Genomic DNA, 18,501 nt, shown 5'->3' on the forward strand with positions numbered 1-18,501 from the left:
CCCATGGCCATCCTCCAGATCTAGAGGAGATTCGGAGTCACTCACCCAATCATTCACCCCAATGTTCTGCCGGGATCCCCAGCACCTGTACCAAAAAGGCCCAACGATCGGCGGCTTCTTCGATGATCTTGGCGGTGGGTTTACCGGCCCCATGCCCCGCTTTGGTCTCGATGCGAATCAACACCGGCTGGGATCCCTGGTGGGCCGCCTGTAGGGCTGCTGCGAACTTAAAACTGTGGGCGGGCACAACACGGTCGTCGTGGTCACCCGTGGTGATCATCGTAGCGGGGTAAGCAGTGCCTGGTTTGAGGTTATGCAACGGCGAATAGGCATAAAGCATCTGAAATTCCTCCGGGTTTTCCGGGGATCCATATTCGGAAATCCAGGCCCAGCCGATGGTGAATTTGTGGAACCGCAGCATATCCATTACCCCCACCGCCGGCAGTGCCGCTGCGAACAGATCCGGTCGTTGGGTCATGCAGGCTCCCACCAACAGGCCCCCATTGCTGCCCCCGGAAATGGCCAGCTTAGAGGAGTTGGTATAGCCATTGGCAATCAACCACTCAGCAGCAGCAATAAAATCGTCGAATACCTTTTGCTTATTCAGCTTGGTGCCCGCTTGGTGCCAATCTTCCCCATATTCGCCACCCCCGCGCAGGTTGGGTTGGGCATAGACACCGCCCATCTCCAGCCAAACCACCAGGCTAATAGAAAAATTGGGGGTTAACGATACCCCAAATCCGCCATAGCCGTATAGCAGCGTGGGATGATCTCCAGTCAGTTTCAGGCCCTTTTTGTGGGTAATGAACATAGGCACTTGTGTGCCATCTGGGCTGGTGTAAAACACTTGCTTCACTTCATAGGCATCCGGGTCGAAGTTCACCTGGGGCTGACGGAATAGGGTGCTTGTACCGGTGGCAAAATCATACCGATAGATGGTGGGGGGAGTGGTAAAGCTGGTGAAAGTATAGAAAGTTTCGATATCGTAGCGCTTGCCGCCAAATCCACCGGCAGATCCCAATCCAGGTAAGGGGATTTCCCCCAAAAAGCTGCCATCCAAAGCAAAGCTTTTGATCTGGGTATGGGCATCTTTGAGGTAAAAAGCAACAAATTGATTGTTGATTAGGCTGATTCCCTGTAGGGTTTCCTCTGCTTGGGGGATGATCTCCTGCATCTGCTGCGGCTGCGTGACATCAATGGCCACCAAACGGCTGCGGGGTGCGTTGAGATCGGTGCTGAGCCAAAAGAGGGATCCCTCGTTGCCGATAAAATTGTATTCTGCCTCGAAATCCCGGATCAATTCCACCACCGGCGATTGCGGATTCCTGAGATCTTTGTAAAAGATCAGATTTTTGGGATCGGTGCCCCGCCACACGGAGATGATCAAATAGGTTCCATCTTCGGTGACCCCTGCACCAAATCCCCACTCTTTCTGATCGGGCCGGTGATACACCAAAATATCTTCGGTTTGGGGTGTACCAAGACGATGGTAGTAGAGCTTTTGGAAATAGTTGGTTCCTTCGTATTCGGTGCCTTCCGCGGGCTCATCGTAGCGGCTGTAGTAAAAGCCTTGGCCATCCTTTGTCCAGCTTGCCCCTGAGAATTTTACCCAACGGATGTGGTCAGCTAAATCTTGGCCGGTTTCAATATCACGTACCTTCCATTCCTGCCAATCGGAGCCAGATCTGGAGAGACCATAGGCCAAGTACCTTGCATCTTCGCTAATGGCAATTCCCGAAAGGGCCACTGTGCCATCTTCCGAAAGGGTGTTGGGATCCAACAGCACCCGCGCCTCGCCTTCGAGGCTCTTTTGGGTATACAAAACGCTCTGATTTTGCAGGCCGTCATTTTTGAAATAAAAGTAGCGCTGGCCTTCTTTGAAAGGTTGGCTGTATTTTTCGTAATCCCACAACTGGGTCAAGCGCTCTTGCAGCCGTTGCCGGGCTGGGATTCCTTTTAGGTAGTCAAAGGTGACCTGGTTCTGGGCCTCTACCCAAGCCCGCGTTTCATCGGAGTCAAGATCCTCCAACCAACGGTAGGGATCCGCCACCCTCTGGCCATGGTAATCATCGACAACTTGCGGATCTGGGCGGCTGGGAGGGTAGCTGAGCATAGGGACATGACAGGAAAGAGCTATTCCACTATGACAAAGGTTTGGGGCAAAGGTCTGGCTGTAGAGGGGGGCCGCAGCGTCACGTGTGAAGTATGCGTGGATCCCTGAGTAGGGGAAGCATCCCGCTATAGTGGGAACCGTGTTTCCTTGCCTAGATCTGTGTTGAATACTTCTTCTTCCTCCGCCTTGGATCCCACACGCCGCATGGGGGCCTATCCTCTGGATTCTGGCTGTTATCGCTTCTCGGTGTGGGGGCCTTTACTGCAGCAGATAGAGCTGAAAATGCTCTGCCCCATTGAACGAAAAATACCCCTACAGCAAGATGAGGAGGGCTACTGGCAGGTTGAGCTAGAAGGGATCCCGGCGGGGCCGGTGGAGTATCTGTTTGTGCTCCATCATGAGCAAGGCCAAGTAGAACGACCGGATCCGGCTTCCCGCTGGCAACCCCACGGCGTTCATGGCCCCTCCCGCATTCTGGATCCCAGCTTTGACTGGCAGGATGGGGCTTGGCAAGGGATCCCGTTGCCGCAGTGGATCCTCTACGAGCTGCATGTGGGCACCTTTACTCCAGAAGGCACCTTTGCCGCGATCATCCCCCGCCTGCCGGAGCTGCTGGATTTGGGGGTAAATGTGCTGGAGCTGATGCCAGTGGCCCAATGTCCGGGAGGACGCAACTGGGGCTATGACGGCGTGTATCCCTACGCTGTGCAGACGGCCTATGGGGGGGCGCAGGGCCTGAAACAGTTGGTGGATGCCTGCCATCAGGCGGGAATGGCGGTGATCCTGGATGTTGTTTACAACCACATGGGGCCCGAAGGCAATTACCTGCGCGAGTTTGGCCCCTACTTCACCGACAAATACCATACTCCCTGGGGCGCCGCCCTCAATTTCGACGATCGCTATTGTGATGGGGTACGGGAGTTTTTTCTGCAGAATGCTGAGTTTTGGCTGGAGGAATTCCACCTAGACGGGCTGCGGTTGGACGCCATTCACGCCATTTATGACTTTAGCGCCCGCCCTTTTTTGCGGGAACTGTCGGAACGGGTGGAGGCGCTAGGTCAACGCACCGGCTGGAAACGACAGTTGATTGCCGAAACCGACCTAAACGATGTCAAGATCATCTCTCCGCGGGAGCAGGGGGGGTACGGCATCGACGCCCAGTGGTGCGATGACTTTCATCACTGTGTTCACACCCTGCTCACCGGCGAGAAAGAGGGCTACTACGAAGACTTCGGCCAGTTGGAGCAATTGGCAAAATCCTACCGAGAAAGCTACGTTTTTTCCGGCCAATACTCGCCTCATCGGGCCAGACGCTATGGCAACTCCGCCGCCCAGCACCCGGGATCCCAATTTGTGATCTGCATCCAAAATCATGACCAGATCGGCAATCGTATGTTGGGGGAGCGCCTCAGCCAGCTCACCTCTTTTGAGGGGTTAAAATTGGCAGCTGCCACCCTGCTCTTGGCCCCGATGCTGCCGATGCTCTATATGGGTGAAGAGTATGGCGAAACCGCACCCTTTCAGTATTTTGTCAGCCACGGGGATCCCGACTTGGTAGAAGCCGTGCGACAGGGGCGGAGAAAGGAGTTTAGCGCCTTTACCTGGAAGGGAGAGGTGCCGGATCCGCAGTCGGAAGAGACCTTTTACCGCTCTAAGCTGAATTGGGATCTCAAATCAGCAGGTCAACACCAGGCCCTTTGGCGGTGGTATCAAACCCTGATTCGGCTGCGCAAAACTTTACCCGCCCTACAGACCTTTCAGCGAGAGTCGGTACAGGCCCACCTGTTTGCAGACTGCGGCCTCGCCCTGCAACGGTGCCAGGGATCCCATGCCCTCCTTGCCCTTTTCAACTTCAGCCCAGACCACTCGGCAACCTACTCTGGGTGGTCGGCTGGCACCTGGCAAAAAGTCCTGGACAGCAACGATCCGGATTGGCTGGGGGCTGGTTCTCAGCTCCCCTACCAAAGTCAAGGGGATCCCGTCGAGGTGCCGGCCTACGGGGTGGTGGTCTATGGTCTGAGCGGTCTGAGCGTTTAAGAGGGGGCGATGCTCAACCCATCTTGACGCCCCGAAAATAGAGGGAATCGGGGAGAACAAGCGGGGCTGGGTCGGCGCTTGGCTCGGCTATCTTTTGACCCCGGTAGGTGAGGGGCTTTTGTACAGGGGCGGCATTGCCAGAGGGCCTGCTCAAGGGTTGGCCGCGATAGGTCAGCACAGGTTTGGCAGGGTCAGTTGCAGGGATGGCGACCTGGGTTTGTCCCTTGGGCTGTACCGGAACGGTCGTTAAAAGCTGCGCCCACACCTCGGCATGATCGTTAAATTCCACCACAATGCTACGAAACCCGCTCTCTACATCAGCCCGGCAGGCAGACACTGCATCTTGGGTGCGCTTGTACAGTCGCCGAATGGCGTAAAAATGGTTCTGGAACTTGATCGCCTCTACTAAGCCCTGGGGGGTAGAGGCCCAAAAGCCGCTATCTGCTTCGCTGTAATCCAGAATGACCATGTGATTGCACCCCACTGGATGGTTTAAGATTTCCCACCCTTACAAGCTTTTATATCAGATGCAAGGCAAAACAACCGTGCGATTGAGGATGTAGACTCTGCTGTGATCTTCGCCGACCACCAGTTCTGACCCTCAGATAGCGGTATCCAGATTGGGGGTCAAGAGGAGGTGAACGGCGCGCCCTCATAATACAGCCTTTTCCAGCGTTACCTGATACAGCAGATTCAGGTCAATCCCTTGCTCCATCAGGTTTTTTACCTAGCTCAAGGGCTTGTGTGAAGTCGGAAAAGGCTGTACTGAACCATTCAACGGCAATATTTTTCAATTTGGGAGAAACTCAGCTTGCAGGAACGATCTGGCCTAGAGTAACGGTGGCCCAAATCCTTCTCACCTGAGGAGTTTAGCCATGGGATCCCCACCTGCAGAGGACTCACGGTCTTATCCATTTAACTTCACCATTTCTGGATCCCGACAAACGGTGTTGCGGGGGTTGTGGGCTTGGGCGGAGCTGGGCTTACTAACACCAGAACAGGTGCGTTCTATCGCGGAAGCCTATCAACTGGATCAGCCGGGGGAACTGGCGGCAGGGGAGCAGTCTTCTACGCCAGCCGCCCTTTCAACTCGTGGGATCCCTTCTGGGGCATTGGTACTCGCGGGAATCGGCCCTGCCTATGTGCTGTGGGGTCTAGCTTTGTTTGGCATTTGTGGCATACACCGTTTTTACCTGGGGCGCTGGCGAACGGGGCTACTTTGGCTGTGTACCTTTGGGCTGCTGGGCATTGGCCAGGTGATCGACTTGGTGTTGATCCCGCGCATGGTGCAGAAAAAAAATGCGGCCCGGCAGGGCACTCACTCCACTCCGCCCTCTAAGGACTATGTCCTGCTGTCGCGAACAGCCGCACAACCCTCCCAGGAAGAAGCTACCCCGCAAGCAGGGGGTGAACCCGAAACCCGGACTTCCGGGGCCAGTCCACCTGTTCCCGTAGCATCCTTACCACCTTCTTGGGCAGGTCGGATGCTGCAAAACCTGCTGGCAGAGCTGAGCGTGCGCTGGCTATTGGTCTTGGGGCTGTTTTTGGTGGTGGTGTCGTCGGGGGTATTGGCGGGTAGCCAGTGGGAGCAATTTTCCCCAACCGGACAATATGCGGTGCTTTTAGCCTATACCGCTGCTTTTGGGGCCGGGGCTTGGTGGGCACATCAGCAAGAAGGATTGCGCCTAACCGGCCAAACCCTGGAAGCGATCGCTCTGCTGTTGTTACCGGTGAACGTGTGGGCGTTGGATGGCCTCAACATCGCCTGGGGGATCCGCGGGGTTGCGCTGGGGCTGCTGGTGGGGATCCCATTGGCGGCTTGGGGGCGGGTGCGGGCTTCTGGATCAGGGGCGGGCTATGCCTTTTACAGCACTTTGATGAATTTCTTGGCGCTCTCTGGTTTGCACGTGCTGTGGGGGTTGGGGCCACTGGGGATCACCTACCTGGGCATTGTCAGCACGGTGGTCTACACCTGGAGTCGCCGGTCTCTGGCCCTACGGGGATCCAAGCTGTGGCTGTTGGGGGCTGCCGGATCCCTGTTGGTTCTGCGGGGGCTGCTCTCAGGGCAGATGCAGGTATCGCAGTTGGGGTTGGCGGTGGCTCTATTGGGTTGGTTGATGGGCGAGTGGCAAGAGCCGGGATCCCTACCCGCAGAGGAGGTTGAATCTATCGAGTCTTCTGTTCCCGTTAGCGGGCCGGAGGCCTTATCCAGAATACCTTCCTCAGCATCGGTAGAAACGGGAACTCCATGGGCCAGTACCGGGCCCGCCCTACCAAGCTGGGTCTCTCAAGATTGGGGCCGGGCTGGATTGGTGCTGCTGGTGCTGGGCGGGCTGTTGGCCTGGAGTGGCTTGTCGGATCCGGGGGCTATACCCGCGGCAGAGAGTCCTTCCATACGTTCTGCTGTCGCCAACGACTGGCAGTTGTTGGGCATCAGCCTGTTGGGAATCCATTTCTTGGTTAGGCGTTTGAGCCATCGCAAGCAGGTTGTGGATTTGGCACTGCTGTTTTTGCTGGGTTTGGAGACCATCTGGGTATTTTGGCAGGTGTTGCCGGGGAGCTGGCAGTTGGGGGTCTTGGATCGGCTGGCAGGCTGGTTTGGCCCCATCTTTTTCCCTTGGGGAGTGCTGGGCTTGGCCCTGTTGCCCTACGAGGGGCTGTGGTTGGGTTTGGCGGCTCGCTGGCAGCAAAGGACGCAGGATGGTGAACCGGGCTTTTCTGTTTTGGTGAGGCCGACGGAAGGGTTGGTGCTGGGGTTAGGGGGATCCCTGTTGTTGCTGAGCTTGCCCAATCTGGCGATTCGTTTTTGGCATCTCCTTTTGGGTACTGGGATCCTGGCCGGGTGGCTGTGGTATCAGTCCAAGTTTAGGACGGCTGCCGAAGAGGAAGGAGTCGAAGATTCAGAGCCCTCGCTTGCCCAACGCCCTTTTTGGGTATTCCTGACCCATGCCTATGGGGTGGCAGCCCTTCTGGCCGGGATCCACTGGCTGCTGCCGGAGTTGGAGGGGTCAAGTTGGGGGGTGATTTTGCTGGTGCTGGCTCTGCTGGAATGGGCAGGGGGAGTGGCTCTTTACCGGTGGCCAGTGGGACAGGGTTCGTCGCGCACGCGGGCGGGAGGCCCATGGTTGCAGGTGTGGCAGCAGAGTGCTGGTTGGCTGGGCCTAGTGTTGGCTCTGGCCAGCTACGGAAACTTTTTCATCCAACGCTTTCACTTTTTGGGCAGTTTCCTGGGGTATTGGCTCCCTGATCGCGTTAGCGGGACGGAGTCCATTGAATTGGATTTTCACGGTTGGCTGTGGTTGGGGGTGCCTCTCACTTTGACGGTGGCTCAGGTGCTGGCTTGGCCGTCGCTGGAGTTTATGCCACTGTGGCTGCAATCGCGTCAGCGGGCCGGAGGTCTTTCTTGGCGACAGGGGATCCCCGCTCGAGAATCCTTTGGCTCTCTGACTCTTGCCTCCATCCTGATGTCGCAGCTTCTCACCCTCGGCGTACCGGGGAGCAGTCTGTGGGGGCTGGGGCTAGGGGCCTTTTTGATAGCAACTCAGGTGTGGCTATTTGCTCGCCTGCCCATTGCGCTGCTGACGGTGACTTTTGGGCTAGGGTTTGGCATTGAGGCCATTAACCAGGCTTTTCCGGCGCTGACGGAGCAGGAGTGGCTGGCTGCTTTGTCGGCACTGCTGTTGCTTTTGAGTGGCTGTCGCTATGGCGTTAAGCACCTCTCCACAAGGACTCCTTCCCGCTGTTGCGAACGGCTACAAGAATCTTATCGGTCGGCCCTCGATGGGTTGGGTACTCTGCTGGGGTTGGTGCTTCTGCTGGCGATAACAACAACCCTCTTCACCCCCCCATATCAGACCGTCACAGGGGCCCTCCCTTTAGCAACTGGAGGGATCCTCTTGGCGATTGGGCTCCGACTTTGGGTGGAGGTTACTCCAGCGCTAGGGATCCCCAGGACGGAGTCCTTGCCCACTTCTCAGGACAGGGACACAGAAGAAGGTGAAAGAGGGGATGCGATCCCACCCAGAGAAGTTCTAGATGTAGAACCTATAAGCCTAGATGGGCTGCTTTACGGGCTGGGTTGGGCTTTGGAACTGCTGGTAATCAGCGCTGTGCTGTGGCGGTGGCCGGGATCCCCACCGATTGTGCCGGAGATTCTCTCCCTAGTGGCGACGATTAACCTGGGTTTAGGGATCCTGTTTTGGATTGGGCCGGAAAGGACGGTATTCCTCAAGGCATGGGGACAACCTTGGCGGCGACTGACTAGTTTCTGGGCGGGGCCACTGATTTATGGCTTTTTGGGCTGGCTGGGATCCCATCTGGAGTGGGATGAGCTGACGGGGCTGGGCAGCTTAGGCTTTTCCATCATCCTGTTGGGGTTGGGCCGCCGACAACAGTGGCCCCAGAGACGGTTTCACCTCGGGGTTCTGGGGGCGCTAGGGGTATCGCTGGCCGCCTACGAAAGCTGGATATACTTCCTCAGCCAGCAATCCGGCGGCTCCTTGGGGGATGGGTTGGTGCTCATCAGCTTGCTGGGGTTGGTGCTGGCGCTGGCTTACCGACTTTGCCCCCGTTGGATCGCCGACTACTTATACTTACCCACCTCTGCAGCACCCTGGCGGAGTTGGCTAGGCAGGATTGGTTACCTCAATTGGGGTTTGGCCAGCCTTGGTCTGTTGCCCGCCCTTTTGGATCTCAGCGCGTTGGGAGAGATCCTCTGGCTGCTGACGGGATCCGGATTGGCGGCTTATGCCGCGTGGCAAGGGAGAAAATTGGGTGCGCTACTCGTATTCAATTCCGACACGCTAGGACTCCGTCCCGCTGACGCAACCCCAGAACCCTCCTCACACCCCGCGACCCCAGAAAACGAGGTCAATTCTCCAAAGACGCTTTCAGAAGCTGCTTGGGTACAATGCTTCTGGAGTTACCTGAGTGCTCTTCAATGGGCAGGGATCCTGGCTGTGGCCGTGTACCTATGGCTACCGGTGGATCTGGGGATTTGGGGGGGATCCCTAGCCTGTGGGTTGGGGCTGGTGTACTATTTTCTTCCCTGGCAACGGTGGGGCTGGTGGCCGGATCCCTGGCAAAATACGGCCCTGGTCTTACCGATTACGGTCATGCTCCTAACGGCCAGCGAAACCAACAGCAGCAACCTTCTACTTGGGGCGGTGTACTACGCCTTCCTATCCATTGCGCCAAGGGGGCACTGGCGCGAGCAGCGCTCCCAGGTGCGTCTGGGCTATGTCAGCTTGTTTTTGAGCAACTGGATCCTCCTGGATTACGGCTGGCAGCAGGAGTGGTCTTCGCTCACCCTCTATGCCCTACCGCTGGTGGGATCCCTGCTCTACGTGGCCCAGGTGGATCCCGGACTGCAACAGGCTAGCGCTCGTCAGAGTCGGCATGGGCTACGCTCTTTTTCCTCGGGCCTTTTGGTTCTGGTGACGTTGATCGAAACCCACGGGCAACTTTGGGCGGGGTTCTGGCCAGTGGGATTGGGATTGGCCCTGGGGCTACTGGGGTTGGCTCTGCGGGTGCGGGCCTATCTGTTTATGGGCACCCTCAGCTTTGGGTTGGGAGTCCTGCGGCAGGGGTGGTTGCTGGTGACGGCCTACTCACTGTTGTTGTGGGGAATCGGCATTCTCTTGGGGCTGCTCTTGATTTGGGTAGCAGCCAACTTTGAACAGCGACGGGAACAACTCAGAGCCTGGCTAGACTCCTGGTTAGGGCAGTTGCAGAGCTGGGAATAAGTATGAACTTGAACTGTATGAACTCTGTCCCACTGCCGCATAAGTCCCATAAGAGTTGCATAGCAACAACGCGATTAACCTCGTTAGCAGGGTTGTTCTCCCATCTAGGTCTACACTGGTGTCGGTGTGACTGGATGTAGACTTCTATGGCCTTGCTGCAGCCGCGATTGGACTCCGTCCCGCTAACACGAACCCCACAATCTGCGTGGAAAAAGTTCTGGCAAGTCTTTGCTGCCTGGCGCGAGTTCGATGGTATTTTGTTGGCAACAGTGTTGGTCTTAACCGGCATCGGCATCTTGGCCATCCACAGCACCGTCCGGGAACGCCCCATCAGCAATTACTGGCTACAGCAGTTGATTATGGCTGGGATTAGTTTAATCCCGCTGGGGGTGTTGGCGCGGATCCCTTACGAGCGGTTGTTGCGCTGGCATTGGGTCACCTACTTTCTGACGCTAGGGGGGTTGACCGCCGTCTTGTTCTTCGGCACAGCAGGGGGAGGGGCAGAGCGGTGGATCTCCATTGCCGGGCTCCAGATCCAACCTTCCGAGTTCGCCAAATTAGGGGTCATCCTCACCCTAGCCGCCATCCTGCACCACTGGCCGATCAAATATTTCAGCCAAATTTGGGTGGCCGTCGCCGTGATTACCCCTCCCTGGGTGCTGATCTTCCTCCAACCCAACCTAGGAACAGCACTGGTGTTTGTGGTGATCTTGCTGGCGATGCTCTACTGGGCTGGAGCAAAGGGCAGTTGGATCATCTTGCTCATGTCACCTGGAGTGGGGGCAATTCTCTATGGCTTGCACACTCGCTCTGAGCTGAGCTGGATGCTATGGGTGTGGTTGATTTGGTGCTTGGGCATGGCGGGGCTGGCAGCTTGGCGGCTCCCCTGGCGTTGGACAGGGGCAACCACATTTGGGGTGATCAACCTGCTCTCTGGACATCTGGGACAAGTGGCTTGGCACTTCCTTAAGCCCTACCAACGTCGGCGATTGGAGATCTTCATCGATCCGGCCCAAGAACCCTGGGGATCCGGCTATCACTTGATTCAATCACGCATCGCCATCGGGGCAGGTGGCTTTTGGGGGCAAGGGCTCCAACAGGGCACCCAAACCCAACTGGACTTTATCCCCGAGCAACATACCGATTTCATCTTCTCGGCCATTGGAGAAGAGATGGGCTTTTTCGGCACTCTGACGGTGTTGATGCTGCTTTGGATCTTGTGTGTGCGCTTGATCTTCATCGCTCAAGGGGCCAAAGACAATTTCGGATCCCTGATTGCGATCGGGGTACTGGCGATGATCCTGTTTCAGTCGGTGGTGAATATCGGCATGACGATTGGCTTGGCCCCGATTACCGGTTTACCCCTGCCCTTTCTCAGCTATGGCCGCTCTGCTCTGCTGACCAATTTTCTGGCGATTGGATTAGTGGAATCGGTGGTGATGCACCGGCAACGCACCACGTTCTTCAGCTAAACCCAGTCACCTCAACAACAGGGATCCCTAGGCGACTTTGGGCGTGTGCTCCTGAAACGCCTCTTGGTCGAACATATAGACGGTGCGAATTGGGTAAGGGATCACCAATCCGGCCTCGTCGCAGGCCTGTTTGAGAGCCATCATCACCTGGGTGCGAGCAAGGCGCACTTCCGGTTTGCGGGGCCGAGTCCAGTAGCGCACGATAAAATCGATGGAACTATCCCCAAAGCCGACAATGTCGATTTCAAAAGACGGCTCCGACAGCACCCCCTCTACCCCCTGCATGGCTTCCTTCAACACCTGTAGTCCATGGGGAAGGGGCGTGTTGTAGTCAAGGCCAATTTCCAAGTCGGTGCGGCGGTAGGGGCGATCCGTCAGAACCGTAATCGGGCTGGTGAACACCATGGCATTGGGGATCACCACCCGCTCCCCTTGGTAGGTACGAATCTGGGTGGAGCGAATGTTGATCTCTTCCACAGTGCCTTCAAAGTCGCCGACGATGACTTGATCGTTCAACTGAAAAGGCTCGTTCAGCAATAGCAATACGCCTGCCAAGAAGTTCTTGAAAATATCTTGAAAGGCAAAACCGATTGCCACCGACCCCAAACCCAGCAGCCCGATCAAATCTCCTAGGCGCAGATCCGGGAAAGCGATGACGCTGGCGGCCAGGATCCCCACCGCCCAAGCCCCCACCTGGCTGGTTTGTACCAGGAGCGACTGCAGAGAACGACTGGGGATCCATCGAGCAGCAGCAGAACTGACCAGGCGGCGGATCCCTTGAATGCCGTAGCGGGTAGCCCAGAGAATGGCAGCAGCGATCAAAAAGCCCGGCAATAGCTCAATGCCTCGGCCCACCAGCTCCAGTAGGCTACGGTTGATGGTTTGCAGCAATTCACTCATAATTCAGCCCTCTCAATCGGCTCCCTCGACTAGTATCGATCAGGAGGCTTACTCCGGATCCGTTTTCGCCATGCCCGATACCCCAAACTCACCCTTTTTAAGGCAACAATAAGTGGCGCTCAAGCAAAAAGTAAGGCTATGGCGAACTACGACTGGATTGTCATCGGGGGTGGGATCACAGGGGCAGCCCTGAGCTATGAACTAGCTCACCAAGGGGGATCCGTGCTGCTGGTGGAAAAAGAGGGGGTATTGAACGGGGCGACCCGCTACAGCTACGGGGGCTTGGCCCATTGGGCGGGCAAAACGCCGCTGCTCAAAGCTCTCGGGGAAGAAGGGATCCAACGCTACCGCACTTTATCTGGAGAATTACAGGCCGATATCCAATTTCGGGAGCTGGATCTGCTCATGCCGATTGCCCCCGGCTACGATGCTGATGCGGTGGAAGCAGATATGGCTCAGTGCCGGATCCCGCCCCGCCCCATTTCCGTAGAGGCCGCCTGTGAGCTGGAACCGCTGCTGGATCCGGCAGCTCTGGAGCGAGTCCTCTGGGTGAGCCACGGCCATATCAACCCCTTCCTGACAGCACTGGCTTTTCAAAAGGCTTTTCAACGCTTGGGGGGATCCCTTTTAACGGGAACAGTGACAGGCTTGCGCAGGCAGGGGGATTGCATTGTCGGGGTCGAGATCGGAGAGGTCTGGCACGGGGCGGCTCAGGTGGTGGTGTGTGCTGGGGGCTGGACAAGGGCTTTGTTGCGCCAAGCTGGGATCCGCGTGCCCATTTATTTCACCCATGCTGAGTCGGTGGAGTTGGAACCCTCCCATTTGAAGTTAAATGCCCTGGTCATGAGCACACCTGTGCAGCGCTTTGAACTGGAGCAGGCCTCCACCCGACCCGAGCAGGATCCTCTCTGGGATGAGCCGGGACAGGAACCCTGCCCACCCATTTTGGATGCGGGGGTACTGCAATTTGTCGATGGCAGCCTTCGCATGGGCCAGATCAGCCGTGTTTTGACGGATCCCAATGCGGTAGTAGATAGTGCAGCCAGCGAAGCGCAAATCCGCGAACAAGCCGGTCGCTACCTGCCCAAATTGGCCCACCTCCCCGGCCAGTGGTACCACTGCTTGGTGGCCTTCAGTGGCGATCAACAGCCTTTGGTGGGATCCCTGCCGGGGTTAGAAGGGTTGCAACTGTTCTCCGGTTTCAGTAACCCCCTGGCTGTGGTGCCCGTTTTGGCCCGCCGTTTCGCCCAGCAGGCCTACGGACAAGAGGATGAATGGATTCCTGGGTTGTCTCCGGGCCGGTTTGCCGACATTTTGAACTGATAATGAACTACTGTCTGCTTTAGAGCAGACAGTTTCTGACGCTTCAACGAGCCAAGTTGCTTGAGGGATCCGCAGGGTAATGGTGCGTTCTTCCGCGCTTCCCCTCGTGTAGTGATATTCCCTAAGTTGGTGAGAGCCCACGCACCATGCCTGCCAGTTGTGTGGGCTTTCCAGCCTGAACGATAGGAATATGTCCACCCCGAATAACGACGGGATGCTTTGAACTTGGGATAGCCACCTAACCCCTTTAAGAAGCGCTGAAACAAAAAATCAACTCGCTTTAACGTTGCTTGTAAAGCGTAAGAACCCAACACCTTAAACTCTGGTAATCGGTTTTGCTGGTCAAAGTAACCGACAGACCTAACCAGCTTTTGATAACTAGACTTCTGATCTGCAACGGCTGAGTTGTACAACATGCAGTGCAGCCACCGCCATTGATGCAAGATGTTCTCTTGCTCAACAGTTGGGTATGAACAGAACGTAGTGCGTTGTGTGACTATGCAACCAGCATATCAGGTGGGGGTAGGTGAAGTGCGGCCTAGAAAAGGCTCTCACAGTGTTTTCTCTATTCGGTTGCATTACGTTTTTGCAACCAAATATCGCAGGAAAGTCATCAACTCAGTGCTTATGGATAGCTTATGGATACCTTGAGAGGTGTTCTTGCGTCTTTGTTTGGCTACTCAGTGTGAGCTGTCGGGTGAAAATGACTTAAGGAGTACATCAGAAACCAAGCTCACCCGAAACCTGATGAGTAGTGTTCAGGGCTAACCGCAAACGGTATAGCGCGAGCCTTCTTGAGACATTACATTGCTCGGCGCCTGCTCTGATTGGGATCCCAGTTGTCGCTGTTGACTTTGCCAGAGCCAGTACCCTCGTACCAGTTGTCCATCCCCGATCAGCTTCAACATGACAGCTACCCCCGTTCCCGTCCAGCCCACTGGCCCCAAAATGGTACCTACTGCCGCCAACAGGGCCAGCCCGGATAAGTTTAACCCTAAGCCTTGCACCCACATCCACAAGACCGTTTCGCGCTCCGACATTGTGCTGACTCCTAGAGGAAGAAGAAGGGATAGCACTACTGTTACGGATTCGGACTGTGAATAGGATGTGACTGAGCCTCGGTTCAGATGCTCAAACCTGCATAGTTGAGGGGGCGTTACCCCTCCATCGCTTGACCCTTTAGCCCATCCACTCCTGCAAGCGCGCCAATGCAAGCCGTTTTTGGGTGCCTGAGCGCACGCTGCCCTCTGTCAGATTGTTGAATCCGTGCACCAATCCCTTGCCCCCCAGCGCCACCAAGCTCACCTGATGGGTTTGGCCCGGCTCGAAGCGCACCGCATTACCTGAAGGGATATTCAAACGCATACCAAAACTGGCAGCCCGATCAAACACCAAAGCCCGGTTCACCTCGAAAAAATGAAAATGGGATCCCACTTGGATGGGGCGATCCCCTTGGTTGGTCACCTGCAGAGTGATGATAGCCCGCCCAACATTGGCTTGGATAGGTTCTTCCGCTAACAAAAGCTCCCCCGGGATCAACCTGGCTTCAGCCTCGGCGCTAGGCTTAATTTTCGATTTGCGAGCAGCGGCCATGAGGGCAGTCTCCCATAGTTTTAGGAATCCAGTCTTGGTCGTCAAGTCTTAGTTGTCAAGGTCCGAACTCAGGGATCCCAACCGACTTAGCGAATCGGGTGGTGCAGGGTTACCAACTTGGTGCCATCGGGGAAGGTTGCCTCCACCTGGATCTCAGGGATCATCTCTGGGATCCCGGCCATCACATCCTCCCGGCTCAACCAGGTCAGACCTTCACTCATCAGTTGTGCCACTGTCTTGCCCTCTCGGGCTCCCTCCAGCACCGCCGCACTCAAAAAAGCCACTGCCTCCGGGTAATTGAGCTTGAGGCCCCGCTGCCGGCGATCCTGAGCCAATTGAGCAGCCAAGTAAACCAGCAGCTTGTCTTTCTCCTGGGGCGATAAGTGCATAGGGCCTACCTAATGGGATCCAACAACACAGCGGACGTGAGAGCTGACTTACTTTTACCACCTCCCGGCCCAAAAGGTGTGCCAAGCCCTACTGCTCAGGGAACTCTCAAGCTCAGGTAGGCTACATAAGACTTAACAGCAGAGTTCAATGAATGACCGACCCTTCCTTCTGTCCTTCTCAGGCGCAACTCATCGTGAAAGAGTAAAAATAGACGTAAAGGTTGATATGGATTCGTAATCAAGCCCCAAGTTGATTTATCGTAGAGCGATTCGGCGGTTCCCCTTGGTGATGTGTTGACTTTGCTTTTTGAGCAGCCATGAGACTGAAACTGACTCCCCGACAGCGAAAGATCTTGTGGGCAACGGTGCGCAGTTACGTTGCCACGGCTGAGCCTGTAGGATCCAAAACCTTGGCCCAATCTTATGATCTGGGGGTGAGCACAGCCACCATTCGCAACGACCTGGCCACCCTCGAACAGGTGGGGTTACTGTTTCAGCCCCATACTTCCGCAGGGCGGATCCCCTCTGACTTTGGCTATCGGGTTTATGTTAACGATCTGCTAGCCACGCTTCCCTCCCAGAGCACTGGGATCCCTCACGATGCACCCCAGCCCGCACCCCATCCAGCCCTGCAACTGTTGATGGATCATCTGAATCGGCAATTGGGAGATGACCTGGATAGCCTGCTGCAGCGGGTGGCTCAGCTCTTGGCCCACTTGAGTGGCTGCATTGCTCTGATTACTCCTCCACAGGGGCCAGTGGTTGCCATTCATCATGTGCAGTTGGTGGCGGTCTCACCGGGGCGGGTGATGGTACTGGTGGTGACTGACTCTTACCAAACCTACTCGGCCATGGTCAGTCCTCCGGAATGGCCCAGTGACCGTCTAGAAGACGAACTCCAGTTGCTCAGCAACTTTCTCACCCTAAAGCTGCGGGGCAAAACCTTTGCAGAATTGCAGGACTTGAGCTGGCTGAAGCTAGACGAAGAATTCCGTACCTATGGCCATTGGCTACAACAACTGCTGCGCTCTGTGGTGCAACGCTATCTACAGCCCCCCCTTGGGCAGGTGTTTAGTGCCGGGATGACGGAGCTGATGCGGCAACCGGAGTTTTCCCAGGCCCAGCAAGTGCAGGCGGTGGTGCAGTTGATCGAGGAGGGATCCCAGCAGCTGCAAGGCATGATAGGCCTCCGGCCCATGGACATGACAGGCCTCCGGCCCATGGACATGACAGGCCTCCGGCCCATGGACATGACAGGCCTCCGGCCCATGGACATGACAGGCCTCCGGCCCATGGACATGACAGGCCTCCGGCCCATGGACATGACAGGCCTCCGGCCCATGGACATGACAGGCCTCCAATCCTCTAAGACAAGACAGTCCTCATCCCCCAAAGCAAAGGCCGGTTCCACCGATGAGGAGGAGGGAAATGGGGAACAGGATCCCCACCACCCCAGGATCCCTGTGATCATTTATATTGGCAGTGAAAATCCTCTGGAATCCCTGCACCACTGCACAGTCATCGCCTCTACCTATCACCGTCGATCTTCTCCCCTTGGTACTGTCACCCTGTTGGGGCCAACCCGGATGGCCTACGAACGCAGTATTGCGGCAGTGCAGACGGTAGCCTCTCATCTCACTCGCGCCCTTGCCTGAGGAACCTCGTCGCGCTTGAAGGGGATCCGGTGTAACTGTGGCCAGGCTCTCTCCTCTGCACCTGCGAGTACAGCACACCATCCGACAGAAACAACTTTTCCACCCTGGTCAGCGGCTGCTGGTGGGGCTTTCTGGTGGCCAAGATTCCTTTTGTCTGCTCAAGATTCTCCAGGATTTGCAACCTCGCTGGGACTGGAAACTGTTTGTCCTCCACTGTGATCACCGCTGGTCAGAAGATGAAACCGATTGTGCTCAATTTTTGCAGAAATGGCTGCAGCAGCAGGGCCTACCCCACGCTGTGGAAACCGCTGATCCCATCCGCTGGGATGAGGCTGGGGCTAGGGCTTGGCGCTACCAACAACTGTCCAAATGGGCCAAGGCTTGGGATTGTTCTGCTGTGGTGACTGGGCACACCGCCAGCGACCGAGCGGAAACCTTTTTGTTTAATTTACTGCGGGGCACAGGAGTATCTGGGTTAACCAGCCTGGATTGGCAACGTTCTTTGGAGGGTAGGGATCTCGATTCTCCGCTTTTGGTACGGCCTTTATTGGATGTTTCCCGTCACGAAACAGAGCAATTTTGCCAAGTCTATTCCTTACCCGTCTGGCCAGATCGCAGCAATCTGGACTTAGCCCATGCCCGGAATCGGTTGCGCCTGGAAGTGATCCCCTATTTGCGGGAGCATCTCAACCCTCAATTGGAATCGGCTTTGAACCGTGTGGCCTCTTTGCTGGAGGCTGAACATGAGCTGGTGTTGGCCCAAACCGCCCAACTTTGGCTCGTGGTATACCGGCCGGATCCGCCAAGGCTGTTGCGGGATCCCTTGCGAAAAGCTCCTTTAGCCATTCAGCGGCAAATGCTATTCCAGTTTCTAGAGAGGGTACTGCCTCATCACCCAAGCTTTGCACAGGTGGAAGCCGGGATCCGCTTGTTGCACACAGGCCGTGGCAGCCGGACTCCCGATTACCCTGGTGGCGGTTGGATGGAGGTACAAGGAGAACATTTGATTTGGAGGGATCCCAGCTAAGGTTAGGCCAAGGTTCACCACTCCCAATCTGGGAGTGGTTCGCGTATATATCCGCGTACATACATGGGTTCTGGTGTTCTGTTCCCCTTTGACCCGCTCTTGACAAGCCTCTTGAGGAACTGCTAGCTTTAACTACCTAGTGCGGATGTAGCTCAGTGGTAGAGCTTCTCGTTGCCAACGAGACGGTCGCGCGTTCGAATCGCGTCATCCGCTTCCTGGCTCCCTCCCTTTCCTCAGATTTTCAAGCT

At 56.3% G+C, this 18,501-nt stretch carries 12 protein-coding genes and 1 tRNA gene; 7 read left to right on the forward strand and 6 right to left on the reverse strand.

Annotation, left to right across the window (positions count from 1 at the left end; genetic code table 11):
- Positions 1-49 precede the first annotated feature (49 nt).
- Positions 50-2,113 carry a prolyl oligopeptidase family serine peptidase gene (locus L1047_RS00940; protein WP_235276736.1) on the reverse strand — a complete coding sequence of 688 codons (2,064 nt, stop codon included), beginning with the start codon at positions 2,111-2,113 and terminating at the stop codon, positions 50-52.
- Positions 2,114-2,260: 147 nt separating this feature from the next.
- Here L1047_RS00940 and treZ point away from each other — a divergent pair, with 147 nt between their 5' ends.
- Positions 2,261-4,150: a malto-oligosyltrehalose trehalohydrolase gene (gene treZ, locus L1047_RS00945; protein WP_235276737.1), complete on the forward strand. Its 1,890-nt coding sequence runs from the start codon at positions 2,261-2,263 to the stop codon at positions 4,148-4,150.
- A 13-nt stretch (positions 4,151-4,163) separates the two neighbouring features.
- On the opposite strand, the gene L1047_RS00950 is transcribed toward treZ, so the two are convergent.
- The gene (locus tag L1047_RS00950) at positions 4,164-4,619 is read right to left on the reverse strand and encodes a hypothetical protein (RefSeq protein WP_235276738.1); all 456 of its coding nucleotides are present in this window, start codon (positions 4,617-4,619) and stop codon (positions 4,164-4,166) included.
- A 406-nt stretch (positions 4,620-5,025) separates the two neighbouring features.
- On the opposite strand from L1047_RS00950, the gene L1047_RS00955 reads away from it, so the two are divergent.
- Both L1047_RS00955 and rodA read left to right on the forward strand, forming a co-directional pair.
- Complete coding sequence (locus tag L1047_RS00955; RefSeq protein ID WP_235276739.1) at positions 5,026-9,894, forward strand: TM2 domain-containing protein; 4,869 nt, start codon at positions 5,026-5,028, stop codon at positions 9,892-9,894.
- A 146-nt stretch (positions 9,895-10,040) separates the two neighbouring features.
- Positions 10,041-11,366 carry a rod shape-determining protein RodA gene (gene rodA / locus L1047_RS00960; RefSeq protein WP_235276741.1) on the forward strand — a complete coding sequence of 442 codons (1,326 nt, stop codon included), beginning with the start codon at positions 10,041-10,043 and terminating at the stop codon, positions 11,364-11,366.
- Between the two features lie 27 nt (positions 11,367-11,393).
- Here rodA and L1047_RS00965 read toward each other — a convergent pair whose 3' ends face one another.
- Complete coding sequence (locus L1047_RS00965) at positions 11,394-12,266, reverse strand: mechanosensitive ion channel family protein (protein WP_235276742.1); 873 nt, start codon at positions 12,264-12,266, stop codon at positions 11,394-11,396.
- A 138-nt stretch (positions 12,267-12,404) separates the two neighbouring features.
- Here L1047_RS00965 and L1047_RS00970 point away from each other — a divergent pair, with 138 nt between their 5' ends.
- Complete coding sequence (locus L1047_RS00970) at positions 12,405-13,589, forward strand: NAD(P)/FAD-dependent oxidoreductase (RefSeq protein ID WP_235276744.1); 1,185 nt, start codon at positions 12,405-12,407, stop codon at positions 13,587-13,589.
- 764 nt (positions 13,590-14,353) lie between these two features.
- On the opposite strand, the gene L1047_RS00975 is transcribed toward L1047_RS00970, so the two are convergent.
- The 3 genes from L1047_RS00975 to L1047_RS00985 form a co-directional block, all read right to left on the reverse strand.
- The gene (locus L1047_RS00975; RefSeq protein WP_235276746.1) at positions 14,354-14,629 is read right to left on the reverse strand and encodes a hypothetical protein; all 276 of its coding nucleotides are present in this window, start codon (positions 14,627-14,629) and stop codon (positions 14,354-14,356) included.
- A 139-nt stretch (positions 14,630-14,768) separates the two neighbouring features.
- Positions 14,769-15,182, reverse strand: coding sequence for an urease subunit beta (locus tag L1047_RS00980; RefSeq protein ID WP_235276748.1), 414 nt, complete (start codon positions 15,180-15,182; stop codon positions 14,769-14,771).
- Positions 15,183-15,268: 86 nt separating this feature from the next.
- The gene (locus tag L1047_RS00985; protein WP_235276751.1) at positions 15,269-15,571 is read right to left on the reverse strand and encodes an urease subunit gamma; all 303 of its coding nucleotides are present in this window, start codon (positions 15,569-15,571) and stop codon (positions 15,269-15,271) included.
- Between the two features lie 317 nt (positions 15,572-15,888).
- Between L1047_RS00985 and L1047_RS00990 the strand changes: the two genes are divergently transcribed.
- The 3 genes from L1047_RS00990 to L1047_RS01000 all read left to right on the forward strand — a co-directional run bounded on the left by L1047_RS00990 (position 15,889) and on the right by L1047_RS01000 (position 18,466).
- Positions 15,889-17,226 carry an HrcA family transcriptional regulator gene (locus L1047_RS00990; protein WP_235276753.1) on the forward strand — a complete coding sequence of 446 codons (1,338 nt, stop codon included), beginning with the start codon at positions 15,889-15,891 and terminating at the stop codon, positions 17,224-17,226.
- A gap of 37 nt (positions 17,227-17,263) precedes the next feature.
- On the forward strand, positions 17,264-18,253 hold the full coding sequence (gene tilS / locus L1047_RS00995) for a tRNA lysidine(34) synthetase TilS (RefSeq protein WP_235276754.1): 990 nt from the start codon (positions 17,264-17,266) through the stop codon (positions 18,251-18,253).
- A gap of 141 nt (positions 18,254-18,394) precedes the next feature.
- Positions 18,395-18,466 (forward strand) — tRNA-Gly (locus L1047_RS01000).
- Positions 18,467-18,501: the final 35 nt, after the last annotated feature.

Source organism: Synechococcus sp. Nb3U1, assembly GCF_021533835.1.
Lineage (GTDB): Bacteria > Cyanobacteriota > Cyanobacteriia > Thermostichales > Thermostichaceae > Thermostichus.

Excerpts from the sequence above, each read along its gene's own strand:
- L1047_RS00940 (WP_235276736.1), bottom strand. The coding sequence starts at position 2,113 with ATGCTCAGCTACCCTCCCAGCCGCCCAGATCCGCAAGTTGTCGATGAT.
- L1047_RS00950 (WP_235276738.1), bottom strand. The coding sequence starts at position 4,619 with ATGGTCATTCTGGATTACAGCGAAGCAGATAGCGGCTTTTGGGCCTCT.
- L1047_RS00955 (WP_235276739.1), top strand. The coding sequence starts at position 5,026 with ATGGGATCCCCACCTGCAGAGGACTCACGGTCTTATCCATTTAACTTC.
- rodA (WP_235276741.1), top strand. The coding sequence starts at position 10,041 with ATGGCCTTGCTGCAGCCGCGATTGGACTCCGTCCCGCTAACACGAACC.
- L1047_RS00965 (WP_235276742.1), bottom strand. The coding sequence starts at position 12,266 with ATGAGTGAATTGCTGCAAACCATCAACCGTAGCCTACTGGAGCTGGTG.
- L1047_RS00970 (WP_235276744.1), top strand. The coding sequence starts at position 12,405 with ATGGCGAACTACGACTGGATTGTCATCGGGGGTGGGATCACAGGGGCA.
- L1047_RS00975 (WP_235276746.1), bottom strand. The coding sequence starts at position 14,629 with ATGTCGGAGCGCGAAACGGTCTTGTGGATGTGGGTGCAAGGCTTAGGG.
- L1047_RS00980 (WP_235276748.1), bottom strand. The coding sequence starts at position 15,182 with ATGGCCGCTGCTCGCAAATCGAAAATTAAGCCTAGCGCCGAGGCTGAA.
- L1047_RS00985 (WP_235276751.1), bottom strand. The coding sequence starts at position 15,571 with ATGCACTTATCGCCCCAGGAGAAAGACAAGCTGCTGGTTTACTTGGCT.
- L1047_RS00990 (WP_235276753.1), top strand. The coding sequence starts at position 15,889 with ATGAGACTGAAACTGACTCCCCGACAGCGAAAGATCTTGTGGGCAACG.